This window comes from Arthrobacter sp. ov118, assembly GCF_900116495.1.
In the GTDB taxonomy this organism is placed as follows: domain Bacteria; phylum Actinomycetota; class Actinomycetes; order Actinomycetales; family Micrococcaceae; genus Arthrobacter.
Window position 1 is genome coordinate 216,619 of sequence record NZ_FPAY01000003.1, and the last position, 13,282, is coordinate 229,900.

General features: G+C 67.6%; 9 protein-coding genes, 1 tRNA gene and 1 other RNA gene. 6 read left to right on the plus strand and 5 right to left on the minus strand.

What is annotated here, in order from left to right; all coding sequences use genetic code 11:
- Window positions 1-61: 61 nt before the first annotated feature.
- From BM372_RS08515 to BM372_RS20635, 4 genes are all read right to left on the minus strand, one after another.
- Entirely contained in the window at window positions 62-991 is a 930-nt protein-coding gene (locus BM372_RS08515) for a phosphodiesterase (RefSeq protein WP_090954134.1), read from the minus strand.
- Window positions 992-1,226: 235 nt separating this feature from the next.
- A complete protein-coding gene (gene fdhA, locus BM372_RS08520) occupies window positions 1,227-2,438 on the minus strand; it encodes a formaldehyde dehydrogenase, glutathione-independent (RefSeq protein WP_090954136.1) in 1,212 nt (403 codons plus the stop codon).
- A gap of 286 nt (window positions 2,439-2,724) precedes the next feature.
- Entirely contained in the window at window positions 2,725-3,228 is a 504-nt protein-coding gene (locus BM372_RS08525) for a glutathione peroxidase (RefSeq protein ID WP_090954138.1), read from the minus strand.
- A 162-nt stretch (window positions 3,229-3,390) separates the two neighbouring features.
- Entirely contained in the window at window positions 3,391-4,665 is a 1,275-nt protein-coding gene (locus BM372_RS20635; RefSeq protein ID WP_256214130.1) for a M23 family metallopeptidase, read from the minus strand.
- A gap of 342 nt (window positions 4,666-5,007) precedes the next feature.
- Between BM372_RS20635 and BM372_RS08540 the strand changes: the two genes are divergently transcribed.
- Window positions 5,008-5,919, plus strand: coding sequence for an oxygenase MpaB family protein (locus tag BM372_RS08540; protein WP_090954140.1), 912 nt, complete (start codon window positions 5,008-5,010; stop codon window positions 5,917-5,919).
- Window positions 5,920-5,989: 70 nt separating this feature from the next.
- On the opposite strand, the gene BM372_RS08545 is transcribed toward BM372_RS08540, so the two are convergent.
- A tRNA-Ser gene (locus BM372_RS08545) sits at window positions 5,990-6,074 on the minus strand.
- A 482-nt stretch (window positions 6,075-6,556) separates the two neighbouring features.
- Between BM372_RS08545 and ffs the strand changes: the two genes are divergently transcribed.
- The 5 genes from ffs to BM372_RS08570 all read left to right on the plus strand — a co-directional run bounded on the left by ffs (window position 6,557) and on the right by BM372_RS08570 (window position 13,167).
- Window positions 6,557-6,653, plus strand: an RNA gene (ffs, locus tag BM372_RS08550) — signal recognition particle sRNA small type.
- A gap of 27 nt (window positions 6,654-6,680) precedes the next feature.
- Window positions 6,681-9,782 (plus strand): DNA polymerase III subunit gamma and tau, encoded by a 3,102-nt coding sequence (locus tag BM372_RS08555; RefSeq protein ID WP_090954142.1) that lies wholly within the window; start codon window positions 6,681-6,683, stop codon window positions 9,780-9,782.
- A 51-nt stretch (window positions 9,783-9,833) separates the two neighbouring features.
- Window positions 9,834-10,433, plus strand: a complete 600-nt coding sequence (gene recR, locus BM372_RS08560; protein ID WP_090954144.1) for a recombination mediator RecR — start codon at window positions 9,834-9,836, stop codon at window positions 10,431-10,433.
- Between the two features lie 7 nt (window positions 10,434-10,440).
- Window positions 10,441-11,070: a GNAT family N-acetyltransferase gene (locus BM372_RS08565; RefSeq protein WP_090954147.1), complete on the plus strand. Its 630-nt coding sequence runs from the start codon at window positions 10,441-10,443 to the stop codon at window positions 11,068-11,070.
- Between the two features lie 738 nt (window positions 11,071-11,808).
- The gene (locus BM372_RS08570) at window positions 11,809-13,167 is read left to right on the plus strand and encodes an aspartate kinase (protein ID WP_090954149.1); all 1,359 of its coding nucleotides are present in this window, start codon (window positions 11,809-11,811) and stop codon (window positions 13,165-13,167) included.
- The last annotated feature ends 115 nt before the right edge of the window (window positions 13,168-13,282 follow it).

Genomic DNA, 13,282 nt, shown 5'->3' on the forward strand with positions numbered 1-13,282 from the left:
GGGCGCGGGCATCGGGCGCCGGCGCCATGGGCCCCCCGCGCCGGCGCCCGCCGTCGGGCGCTCAGTTGAGTGTAGTGAACCTGCGGCGGGAGGGCGCCTCCAGCTGAGCCTGCTCCGGAAAAAAGATCCCGGCGGCCGAGAGCCGGCGCTGGACTTCCTCCGCCGGAACGAACTCACCGACCGCCGGGGTGTCGCCGAGCAGCACCACGGAGTGCACCACCGTATGTTCATAAACGTGCACCAGGTTGAATGCCTGCCCGCCGTCGCGGCCGCGGGTGCCTCCCACGGCAACGTTCAAGTCCTGGGTGTAGCAGGTGGCCGACGCCACGGAAACGGGGATGCCGGCAAACGTTGCTGTGGTCGAGTAGTGCAGGTGGCCGCCCAGGATGGCTCGGACATCGGAGTTGCGCAGGACCCCGGCGAGCGCCGACTGGCCGCGGAGTTCCACGAGCACGGCCAGGTCAAGCACCGATGGTACCGGCGGGTGGTGGAGCGCGAGGATGGTCCCGTCCGGCGCCGGGGTGGCGAGTTCGGCCGCGAGCCAGTCCAACTGGTCCTCGCTCAGTTCGCCATGGTGGAAGCCGGGCACGGACGTGTCCAGCGTGATGATGCGCAGGCCATTGACGAAGTAACTGTGATCCACCGACGAATCATCGCCCACCTGGTCCAGCAGCCCGGTCCGGAAATTGGCCCGGTCATCGTGATTGCCCATGGCCCAGATGACCTTGGCGCCCATGGCTTTGCACGCCGGTTCCACAATCGCACGAAGCTTTACGTAGGCCTCCGGTTCGCCGTGGTCGGCCAGGTCTCCTGTGAAGATCACGGCTTCGGGCCGTGCACCCGAGGCGAGAACCTCGTCGAAGAGCTGCCTGAGCAGGGCCTCGCTGTCAACGACGCCGTGCAGGGATTGCGTTCCCCCCAGCAAATGGGGATCACTCATGTGAAGTAGGACATGACGTGGCCTAGGGTGCTGGGCCTCGATGCGCTCCATTGCTGCCTTCTTGGTTGGGTGGAAGCGGTGCCTCCAGTGTCCCTCTCAGTAAGGACTATCCAACCAGACATTAGGAAAACAATGTAACAACTGCGGCCGGCATGTGAGGAAATCGGCCCTTAACAAGGGGCGGACCCTCATATGCCGCCGCCGGCATATGGGTAGCGGCCGCCCCGGCGGCACGCGGGCCCCAAGTGAACAGGGGAACGAGCGGTGCCGCCGGGGTGCAGGCCAGCTAGCTCAGGTAGCCGTTCGGGTTGAGCACATACTTCGTCGCCGCACCGGCGTCGAATTCCGCGTAACCCTTTGGAGCGTCCTCCAAGGGAATGGCCTTGGCGTTGACGTTCTTGGCGATATTAACCTTGTCATGCAGGATGGCCGACATCAGCTGCCGGTTGTATTTCATGACCGGACACTGTCCCGTGGTGAAGCTGAGCGATTTGGCCCAGCCGGTTCCGAGGCTGAGCGAGAGCGAGCCCTTCTTCGCAGCCTCGTCTATGCCGCCCGGATCACCGGTGACGTAGAGTCCGGGGATGCCGAGGGCCCCGCCGGCGGCAGTGATCTCCATCAGGGAGTTCAACACCGTAGCAGGCGCTTCCTTGGCCCCCGCCCCATGGCCCTTCGCTTCGAATCCGACCGCGTCAACCGCGCAGTCGACTTCGGGAACGCTGAGGAGCTGCTCGATTTGCTCGGCTGGGCCGCCCTTCGACAGGTCGACCGTCTCGCAGCCGAAGCTGCGCGCCTGGGCCAGACGCTCCTCATTCATATCTCCGACGATCACCACTGCGGCACCCAAAAGCTGGGCGCTGGTTGCCGCAGCCAGACCGACGGGTCCTGCGCCGGCGATGTAGACGGTGTTGCCGACGCCGACGCCCGCACTGACGGCGCCATGGAATCCGGTCGGGAAGATGTCCGAGAGCATGGCCAGGTCCATTATCTTTTCGAGGGCCTGGTCCTTGTCCGGGAACTTCAACAAATTCCAGTCGGCGTATGGAACCAGGACGAAGTTGGCCTGGCCACCCACCCAGCCGCCCATGTCCACATAGCCATAGGCACTGCCCGGGCGGTCGGGATTGACGTTCATGCAGATGCCCGTCTTGCGTTCCTTGCAGTTCCGGCAGCGCCCGCAGGCGATGTTAAACGGGACAGAGCAGATGTCTCCCACTTTGATGAATTCAACGTCCGGACCAACTTCCACCACCTCACCGGTGATCTCGTGGCCAAGCACCAGATCAGCGGGGGCCGTGGTGCGTCCCCGCACCATGTGCTGGTCGGAGCCGCAAATATTCGTGGCAACGGTCTTGAGGATTGCGCCATGGCGCACCGACCGGCCCACGTTGGCGGGGTTGACCCCCGGGCCGTCCTTTAGCTCGAACTCGGGGTAGTCGATGTCAATCACTTCAACTTTGCCCGGTCCCTTGTAGGCAACGGCTTTGTTCCCTGTCATCTCGTTCCTCCTTGTTTCACGGACCCCTCTGGGGCCATCGAATTGTGATTCACGAAGCTCTCTGACGCGCCCTCCCCGGAGCGCCCACCGGAACGCCGCCTGATGTCAGAACGCAGGGTGCGGGCGGCGCGTGAAGGCCCGGGATATTGGAGGGTGCGGCCAGTCTAGGGGTTGGTGATGGTCAGGGCTAGTGCCGTTTTGCCCTTCGCTGGCCCCGATTTATTTTGCTTCCGCCGGGACGTTTGCCGCGCCCGCGCCAACGGACCGGCGGCCTCGGCAGAGGACGTCATGACCCCGGTTCGCGTGCGTCCACGGCTGCCCGGACGGCTTCGAGGATCTCCGGCGCGTCCGGCTCCACGGTGGGCGCAAAGCGGGCGATGATGTCGCCGTCGCGGTTCACGAGGAACTTCTCGAAGTTCCACTTCACCAAGCCTGGCAGCATGCCGGTCTTGAACTTGGTGAGCTCCGCATAGAGCGGGTGCTGATTCCTGCCGCGCACGTTGGCCTTGGCCGACAGCGGGAAGGTAACCCCGAAATTCCGTTGGCAGAATTCGGCGATTTCGGCGTCGGCACCGGGCTCCTGCCCGGCGAATTGGTTACAGGGGACGCCGAGAACCTGGAAGCCCTGGTCGCGGAACTTGTTGTGCAATGCCTCGAGCCCCGCGTACTGGGGCGTGAAACCGCATTGGGACGCCACGTTCACCACCAGGACCACTTCCCCGGCGAATCGGCCAAAGCTGGTCTCGGTGCCGTCGATCAGAGTCAAGGGTATGGAGTGCAGAGCAGTCATGGGTAGGTCCTCGCGATGTCAGTGCTCCGTTGCCGTGCTCCGTTGCTGGTCACACCGTTGATTCGGCGCCGGCCCTTAAGGGTATGGGTTCGCATCGCGGACAGGGAACCAGGCGCGACGCCGGCGGCAGGCCCCCCCAGCGGCTGGTGACCCGCGCGGCGGTTAGCGGCTGGGCGTTGCGGTTGACGTTGCCGTGGGTGTTGGTGCGGCAGTGGTGGTGGCGGGCGGGGTCGCGTCGGTGGCCTCTGTTGCGGTTGCAGAGGCCGAAGCGCGTGCCGAGGAGGACGGGGGCGTTACGGAAGGCGAGGCCGGCACGGTGGCTGTCGGCGTCGACGTCGCCGTGCTGGTTCCGGTTGGCGTCGCGGTCGTTCCGGTAGACGTCGGCGTCGGCGCCTCCGTGGTGGTTCGGGTCGGCGTCGGTGTCGGTGTCACCGACGGCTTAGGCGAGGCGGTTGTACCGGTCGGCGACGGCGTCGGCTTAGGCGCGGCGGTTGTGCCGGTCGGCGTCGGCGTCGGGGTGCTGGTTCCGGTGTGCGTCGGCGTCGGCGTCGGCGTGGCTGGCGTTGTGGGCGTCGCTGTACCGGAGGCGGCTTCGGTGGCTGCGGCCGAGACGCTGGCCGGTGGTTTGGCCGCCACGGCGGCAGGCTGTTCCTGCACGCCCCCGGCCACCACGTGGGTCAGGTCTTCACGGACGGGAATGGCCCAGCCGATACCTGTATTGGACGGTTTGCCGGAGTCGGGCGCGTAGCTGGTCATTTCGATGGGACCTAGTTGGTCTATCTGCTTGACGGGAATCAGCGTCCAGTCCCGCGGATCCGTGTGCGAGCCGTTGAGGATGGTTTCGAAATGCAGGTGGCAGCCAGTCGAGGATCCCGTGGTGCCTACCCGGGCGATGACCTCCCCCACGCGCACGGAGTCGCCCTTCTTAACGGCAATCGCCTCCAGGTGGTTGTAGGTGGTGATCAGACCGTTGCCATGGTCGATTTCCACCCGGTTCCCGCCGCCCCACGGGTGCCACCCGACCGCCCGAACCACACCGGCGTCGGCGGAGTAGACACGGGTGCCGCAGGGTGCGGCGAAGTCCTGACCCCAGTGGAATTCTCCCGCCACGCCTGTCAGGGGGCTGGTGCGCAGCCCGAACGGCGAGGAGGGCACCAGCGATTCCAGCGGGGCCATGAGGAAGCCGAGCAGGGGCCGTTTCAGGCTCGCCGAGGCAACATTGAGTTCGCCGCCTACACCTTCCCGGGTCAGCGTTTCCACGGTGCTCCGGCTGAAGGCCACGAGGGCCTGTGCGTCTGCGGTGACCGCCCCTGAGGTGCCTGCGGATGTTGCGGCGGGAGCCCCGTCGGAGCCGGCAGACGGGTCCAGCGTTTGAGGCCCCACCGAGCCGGCGGCCGGCACGACGGCCGGCGCGCTGTAGGGCGCGATAGCGCTCAATCCCTGAAAGCCGCCGAATGCCAGAACGGCGAGTGAGAGGCACAAGCCTCCCGATGCACAACGCACGGCAACCGTCCGCGCCCTGCTTGACGGCTCACTCGATGAGTTTCCCCAGTGTTTTCCCACGTGTGACTCCTGCAATTGGGTGCCCGGCGACCCCAGACTTCGCGGACTTATCCCCTATGGGACCACAGACCACCGGCTCTGTGAACCGCCTGCGGACCCCTTTTGCGGTCCCGCGCGGAGATCGGGAGGCGGCCCCAGTAGCGAGCCGGCGGCGGCCAAGTAGTCCTTCGCGGACTCGCAGGTGCCGGACACCCGGAGGCCGGGTAAAAATGGAGGATGCGCAATGTCCTCAGGGAATGGCAGGCAGAACTGAAACAAACGTTCACCGGGACGCGGGACGCCGTGCCCGAGTGGGTGCCCCTCCTTGCCGAGGGGGAGGACGCCGGGTACCACTTGCCGGGCTCCGCAGTCTGGGCCGTGCACGGGGGCATGCCAACCATCGTGGCGGGCATTCGGGCCCTGCTGATGCAGGCGCTCCATCCCGGGGCACTGGCCGGCGTGCACGATCACTCCCGTTTCCGCGAAGACCCCCTGGGCCGCCTGGCGGGCACGATCCGCTGGATTTTCACCGTTTCCTACGGTTCCACCGACGCCGCCCGTGCCGCCTCGGACTGGGTTCTCCGGCTCCACCGGAAGGTCCGGGGAGACTTCGTGGACGGGCACGGCGTCGAACGCAGTTACGCGGCCAACGACCCCGAGCTGCTCCGCTGGGTGCACATCGCCTTCACGGACGCCTTCCTCTCCGCCCACAAGCTGTGGGGACGGCCGATTCCGGGTGGACCTGATGCCTATGTCCGCGAGTGGGCGCAGGCCGGCCGGCTCATGGGCGTGGAATCCCCGCCGCTGAGTGAGGCGGAGATGCGGCAGCAACTGGACCGCTGGTACGACGACGGCGAGCTCCGCTGTGACGAGCGGGTGGCCGAAACGGTGGCCTTCATCCGGGATCCGCCCCTCCACCCTGCGCTCAAACCGGGCTACCGGGTGCTGTTCGCGGCCGCCGTGTCCAGCCTCGAACCCAAATACCGCGAGCTGCTCGGTCTCCGGACCGCGAGGCTGGGGCCCATCCCGTTGCCCGTTACCGCGGCAACGCGCGTCACGCTCGGGGTTGTTCATGTTGCCCTGGGCCGGGTGGGACCGAGCGAGCAGGCCGCGAGAACCCGTCTGCGCCGGCTGGGTTACGGCGCCTAAGTGGGGGGACGGCCGCCCGAAGGCCCTTGGACGCAAAAAGGCCCCGGTCCAAAGGGGCCGGGGCCAGCCGCGGAGAATGGGGGATTTGAACCCCCGAGGGCGTTAACCCAACACGCGTTCCAGGCGTGCGCCATAGGCCGCTAGGCGAATTCTCCAGTTGCTTCTGAATCAAAAGCAGATACTAGACTACCTGAACTTTCCAGCTTCGCCCAATTGGACCCTCCCCGCCCCAGCCCGAGGCCACTTCGCGGGACATGCCCCCTTCTCGCGCCGGGCGCTGGACATATCCCGAACCCGGGCAATCTCGGTCGCGAAAAGGCCGCCAGAAATGGACATGCTCCCTAGCTGGCCGCCCCACCACTGGACATGCTCCGCACACGCGCCCAAGGGTGGACATGATCCCGCAGAGCCCAGTCCTGCCCGCGAAAAATGGACATGCCCCCTCGCTGGCCTCCCGAGCACTGGACATGTTCCACGCCGGTCGCCCCAGCACTGGACATGCTCCGGACATGCGCCCAAGGGTGGCCATAGTCCCGCAGAGCCCACTCCTGCCCGCGAAAAGCGGACATGTCCCACCGCGAAGACACGTCGAAACCGGGCCAATTCGGGCAACGCTGAATCGTCAGGTAAACTTGCTGACGGCCCCTCATGTGGCGTCATCCTGTTGAACTCCCCCAGGACCGGAAGGTAGCAAGGGTAAGCGGGCTCTGGCGGGTGCATGAGGGGTCTTTTATGTCAGTGCCGATTGGTAGGGTTTATCTGTGACTGTTACTACCGCCCTCTACCGTCGATACCGCCCCGATTCGTTCGCGGACGTCATCGGGCAGGAGCACGTCACTGAGCCCCTCATGACGGCCTTGCGCAAGAACCGGGTCAACCACGCCTATCTCTTTTCGGGCCCTCGCGGCTGCGGCAAAACAACTTCGGCCCGGATCCTGGCCCGCTGCCTGAACTGCGCCGAAGGACCGACGGACACCCCCTGCGGCAAGTGCCCCAGCTGTGTTGAACTGGCGCGCGGCGGTTCGGGCTCGCTGGATGTCATCGAGATCGACGCCGCCAGCCACGGCGGCGTGGACGACGCCCGCGACCTCCGTGAACGGGCCACCTACGCTCCGGTCCGGGACCGCTACAAAATCTTCATCATCGACGAAGCCCACATGGTCACGTCCGCCGGCTTCAACGCCCTGCTCAAGATCGTCGAAGAGCCGCCGGAGCATATCAAGTTCATCTTCGCCACCACGGAGCCGGACAAGGTGATCGGCACCATCCGGTCCCGCACGCACCACTACCCCTTCCGGCTCGTACCGCCGGAGCCGCTCATGGCCTACCTGGAGCTGCTCTGCTCCCAGGAAAACGTCGCCGTGGCCCCGGGTGTGCTCTCGCTCGTCATCCGCGCTGGCGGCGGTTCCGTGCGCGACTCCCTCTCCGTCCTGGACCAGCTCATGGCCGGCGCCGGACCCAACGGTCTGGACTACGAACTTGCGGTCGCCCTCCTGGGCTACACCCACGCTTCCCTGCTGGACGACGTCGTCGAAGCCGTCGCCGCGTCGGACTCGGCCACGGTCTTCCGGGCGGTGGACCGGGTCATCCAGACCGGCCACGATCCGCGTCGCTTCGTCGAAGACCTGCTGGAACGCTTCCGCGACCTCATCATCGTCCAGGCGATGCCCGAGAGCGCCCAGTCCATCCTCCGCGGCATGCCGGCGGACCAGATCGCCCGCATGCAGAACCAGGCGCACAATCTCGGTGCTGCCGAACTTTCCCGCGCGGCCGACGTTACCAACACCGCGCTCACCGAAATGACCGGGGCCACGTCCCCGCGCCTGCATCTGGAACTGCTGTGCGCCCGCATCCTGCTGCCCAGCTCGGAACAGACGGAACGCGGCATCGCCGCCCGCATCGACCGCGTCGAGCGGCGCTTGAACTACGCCGGGAACGACGTCGGGTCTCCCCTTGCGGGCGCACCGGCGGCTCGTCCGGCGGCGCCGGTTGCAGCAGCAGTGCCCGCCGCACCCGCCGAGCGGCCGGCCGAACAGGTACAAGCCGAACGGCCACAGGTCGCACAGCCGCCGGTCGCTGTTCCTGTGCCGGCCACGACTGTCCGCGCGGAGGAGCCTGCCCGGGAGCCGCTGACGGCGCCCCGCGTCAGCACCAGCGACTGGCCCGTGGACGAACCCGCGGCTGCCGGCAGTCGCGGGTCCGCGTCTCCACAAGCAACGGTCCCGTCACGTGCGGCGGCACCGCCGCCCGGCGCCCCGCCAGCCGGGCCCGCTCCGGCAACTGCCGCCGGGGCTGCACCGTCCGCTCCTGCCCCGTCCGCTCCTGCCCAGTCCGCTCCGGCACAGTCCCCTCCGGCACAGTCCCCTGCACAGTCCGCCCCGGCACGGCCCGAACCGACCGCGGCCGCCCCAGCACCTGCGGCAGTGCCCGCTGCCGTGTCCGGCCCGGGCGCCGACGTCGAGGTTTTGCGCCGCGCGTGGCCCGAGATCCTGCAGTCCCTGACGAAAATCAAACGAAGCACCTGGGCGCTGGTGGAGCCCAATGCCCAGGTCGGCCATTTCGAAGACCACGTCCTGACGCTCGCGTTCACTACCCCGGGGCTGGCGGGCGCCTTCGGCCGGGCCGACCACGCCGACAACCTCCGGCAGGCTATCCACAAGACGATCGGCATCGACTGCCAGATCCGAGCCGTGGCCGGCGGCGGCAACAGCCCGGCGAGCTCTGCGCCAAACCCAAAAGCGCCCGATAACCGGGAAACCCCGGCGACGTCGGCCGACGTCGCCTGGGGTCTCAGTCCTGCTCCCCAGCCAACGGCGGACACCACCGCGGAAGCCGTCACGGGGAAGGGATCTGCCACGGCAAACGGTTCCGCTGCCCCCGTGCCCGGAACGCAGCCCAATCCGGCCTCCGCCGGAGCGGCCGCGGCGGAATCTTCGGAACCCGCACCGACCGCCTCGTCGGCGGTGTCTCCCGACGACTCGGCGCCGGACGCGCAATCCCCCGCGACTGTTCCCGCAGTCCAGGCCCAGATTTCCGAACCCAGGGCGGCCGCGGTGCCGGCGGCACCCCCGGAGGCTTCCGGGTCCTATGCCGACCCTGATGACGACTGGGGACCGCCGCGGGATGAGGACGCCCCGCCGCTGGACGAAGAACCGCCCATGGATTGGGATCCTGCGCCGGCCACCCCGTCCAGCCGCGCCGCGTCCGCAGCGCCGACCCGGACGCCGGCGGCCCAGGCACCGTCCGGTGCCGCCGGTTCCTCGACCGGAACGTCGCAGGCGGGCCCCGATACACTGGCCGATCCCTGGGCGCGCGCCGTCGAGCAGTCACCAGGCGTCTGGGCGGTCGGCACGGAATCCAACGTCGGCCAATACGCGACGCCAGACACGGAGCCCCCCGCACCCGAACCGGAGCCCGCGCAGTACGAGCCGGCGGCGGCACAGATCCCGGAATACGCCGGCGTCGTGTCCGCACCGTCCGGACTGACCGCGGAACGCTCCGCCCAGGCTGAAGGGGCCCCGGCACCGGCCGCGCCGCAGACCGCAGCCCAGTTCGCGGCCCTGGCGGCCGTGGCTGCCGTTGCGGCTCCAGTGGCCACCGTTCCCGAGCCTGCCTCAGCGGCGGGCCGGCAAAGCCTTTATCAGCGGCTGTCGAACAGTCCCGAGGCCGAGGCCGGGCGGGCGAAGGCCCCGGCCCGGGCGGCCGCCGCAGCCACGGTCTACGTCCAGGACATTCCGAGCGCCGACGACGAAACGATCGAGGAATCGGGTGTCTTCGGCCGGGCCGCCGTCGAGCGCATCCTGGGCGGCAAACTCGTGGAGGAACGCTCCCTGGATGGAAGCCCGCTGCCGCCGCGCTTCTAGCAGACCCCCTGCCGGCTGGTCCCGGCCCCATTCCAAACGAACGAGGACATTGTGTACGAGGGTGCAGTTCAAGAGCTGATCGACGAGCTCGGACGCCTTCCCGGAGTCGGGCCCAAGTCTGCCCAGCGGCTGGCGTTCCACATCCTCGAGGCCGATCCGCAGGACATGAAGCGGCTCGTCGACGCCATCACCACCGTGAAGGAACGCGTCAAGTTCTGCACGGTCTGCGGAAACGTGACGGAGCAGGAACTGTGCAACATCTGCCGTGACCCGCGCCGGGACCCCGCGGTGATCTGCGTCGTCGAAGAATCCAAAGATGTCCTGGCGGTGGAGCGGACACGGTCGTTCCGCGGCAGGTACCACGTGCTGGGCGGGGCAATCAACCCGATCGCCGGCATCGGTCCGGAACAACTGCGGATCCGTGAGCTGCTGACCCGGCTCAACGACGGCGCCATCCAGGAAATCATCATCGCGACCGACCCCAACCTCGAGGGCGAGGCCACGGCGACGTATCTGGCCCGGATGCTCAAGTCGATCGGCATCGCGGTCACCCGGCTCGCCTCGGGCCTGCCCGTGGGCGGGGACCTGGAATACGCCGACGAAGTCACCCTCGGCAGGGCCTTCGAGGGCCGCCGCAACGCGCTGAGCTGACGGCCTCGTGACAGCTGCCGCGGGCGTCACCCCCGCCCCTTTCCTCACCGAACGCCTGCTGTTGCGTCCGTTGAGGAACGACGACGCCGGCGCGCTGCTTCGATTCCGCGCCCACCCCTCCGCCACGCGTTATCTGTCCCACGGCCCGCTCACCCCGGAGCAGAACAGCGCCCGGCTTCAACAGGCGCTGTTCGCCGCGGAGTCCTCCACCGCCGAGTGGTTCCATTTCGGCTGGGCCATCGAGCTGCAGGCCACCGGTGAAATCGTCGGCGACGGCCGGACCTGGAACACTGAGGAGCCCCCGGCGCCGGGACGGATTCCCGCCGGGTGCGCGAGCCTAGGCTACGTCCTGCACCCGGACCATCATGGGCTGGGCCTTGGCCGGGAGGCTGTCGGCGCCCTGATCGAGTGGCTGTTTAGCGTCCGCGGGTGCGAGACCATTTTCGCGGGCGTGTACGAGCCCAATCTCCCGTCGCGCCGTCTGCTCGAGGCCCTGGGCTTCGGGAAGGACCGTTTCTTCCCCGTGGCCGAGGACACCGCGGGCAAGCAACTGCCATCTTGGCGCTACCGGCTGGACCGCGTCGACCGGAGCCCGAGCCCGCGCCCGCCTGCCAGTACAGGCCGGAGGACGCACTAGCTGCACTGCGCCGGTTGGTCGGTGACGCGGCCCCCTCGCTTGCGGGGCCGCCGCCCGGCCGCTCTCCCGGGGCCATCTCCCGAACACTGGACATGTCCCGCGCCCGCTCCCCTGCCTTAGGACCACCGGACATGTCCCGGGACCGCGCCCCCGCGCCTTTCGGACCACTGGACATGTCCGGCGACCGCCCCGCCGTGCCTTCGGACCACTGGACATGTCCCGCACCCAGGCCCGGGAATGGACATAATGCCCTTCTGCCCACCCCTAGGCGCGAAGAATGAGCATGTCCTCTGGACCGGGAAGACATGCCCCTCCTGGCCCGCCAAGAATGAGCATGTGCCTCGGGGCGGGGAGCATGTCCACTCGTGGTCCGCTGCATGGGACATGCGCCTTGAGGGTCGTAGGGCTGGGCCCAAAGAATGAGCATGTGCCTCAGAGCGGGAGCATGTCCACTCCTGGTCCGCAGCGTGGGACATGCGCCTTGGAGGTCACGGCGCAGGCCCACGAAGAATGAGCATGTCCCTCGGAGCGGGGAGCATGTCCGCCCGTGGCCCGCGGCGTGGACATGTCCCGTGGAACGCAGCCTGGGACATGTCCGGTGGAACGGGGCGCGGTGTCTGCCATTCGGTCACATTTCAACGGCGCGGGTGCACGGCGATAAACTGGGGTGAGAAGTTACGCCGTCGCGCCGTTTGGTTGCCTGGCCCAGAACCCCGATGATCCAGTGAGGGTGCGCGAATGAGTTTGCCCACTACCGAAGTCCAGCCCGGATCGCAGCCCCAGACGCTGCCCGCCATGGCCGCCGCCACCAAGCACCTTGTCGTGAAAAAGTTTGGCGGCTCCTCCGTGGCGGACGCCGAGGGCATCAAGCGCGTCGCCCGGAGGGTCGTGGACGCCCACAACGCCGGCGATGAGGTTGTGGTGGTGGTCTCCGCCATGGGCGACACCACCGACGAGCTCCTCGATCTCGCCGGACAATTGACCGATTCCGCCCCGGCCCGCGAGATGGACATGCTCCTTTCCGCCGGGGAACGCATCTCGATGGCGCTGCTGGCCATGGCCATCAACAAGTTCGGCGCCTCGGCCCAGTCCTTCACCGGCTCCCAGGCCGGCATGATCACCGACGGCATCCACGGCAAGGCCCGGATCATCGACGTCGACCCGCACCGCATCCGCACCGCCCTGGACAAGGGGCACATTGCGATCGTCGCCGGGTTCCAGGGCATGAGCCGGACCACGAACGAGATCACAACGCTCGGCCGCGGCGGTTCCGACACGACGGCGGTGGCCCTCGCCGCGGCGCTTGACGCCGATGTGTGCGAGATCTTCACCGACGTCGATGGCGTCTACACGGCCGATCCGCGCGTCGTCGCGTCGGCCCGGAAAATCGACCGCATCTCCAGCGAGGAAATGCTGGAACTAGCGGCCTCGGGCGCCAAGATCCTGCACCTGCGCTGCGTCGAGTACGCCCGCCGCTTCGGGGTACCCTTGCACGTCCGATCCTCATTCAGCCAGAATGAAGGCACCTGGGTCCTCCCCGGCGCCGACGACAAGATCACGACCCAAGAGGGAGTTGCCTTGGAGCAGCCAATCATCTCCGGTGTTGCACACGACCGTTCGGAAGCCAAAGTCACGGTAGTTGGCGTACCGGACATCCCGGGCAAGGCTGCGGCCATCTTCCAAGTCATCGCGGACGCCCACTCGAACATCGACATGATCGTTCAGAACGTCTCCACGCACGGCACGGGCCGGACCGATATCTCCTTTACCCTCCCGATCGTCGAGGGCGCCGAGGCCCTGGCCGCGCTGCACTCCGCACAGGACCGGATCGGCTTCGAGAGCATTGAATACAACGAGCAGATCGGCAAGCTTTCGCTGATCGGCGCCGGCATGCGCTCGCACCCGGGCGTGTCCGCACGTTTCTTCGCGGCCCTCTCAGAAGCGGGAATCAACATCAACATGATTTCCACCTCGGAGATCCGCATCTCGGTGGTCACCCACGCCGACCTTCTCGATGACGCCGTCCGGGCCATCCACAGGGCGTTTGACCTCGACACTGAAGACGAAGCCACCGTCTACGGCGGCACCGGCCGCTAGGCAGCCGGGCGCCGCGGCCACCGTGGCCCAAGTCTGGGCCCCGCCGGCGTTCAGGTTAGAGGACCGCGGACCAGGCATGAAAATGGGAGCGGCGCGCCGCTCCCATTTTCATGTC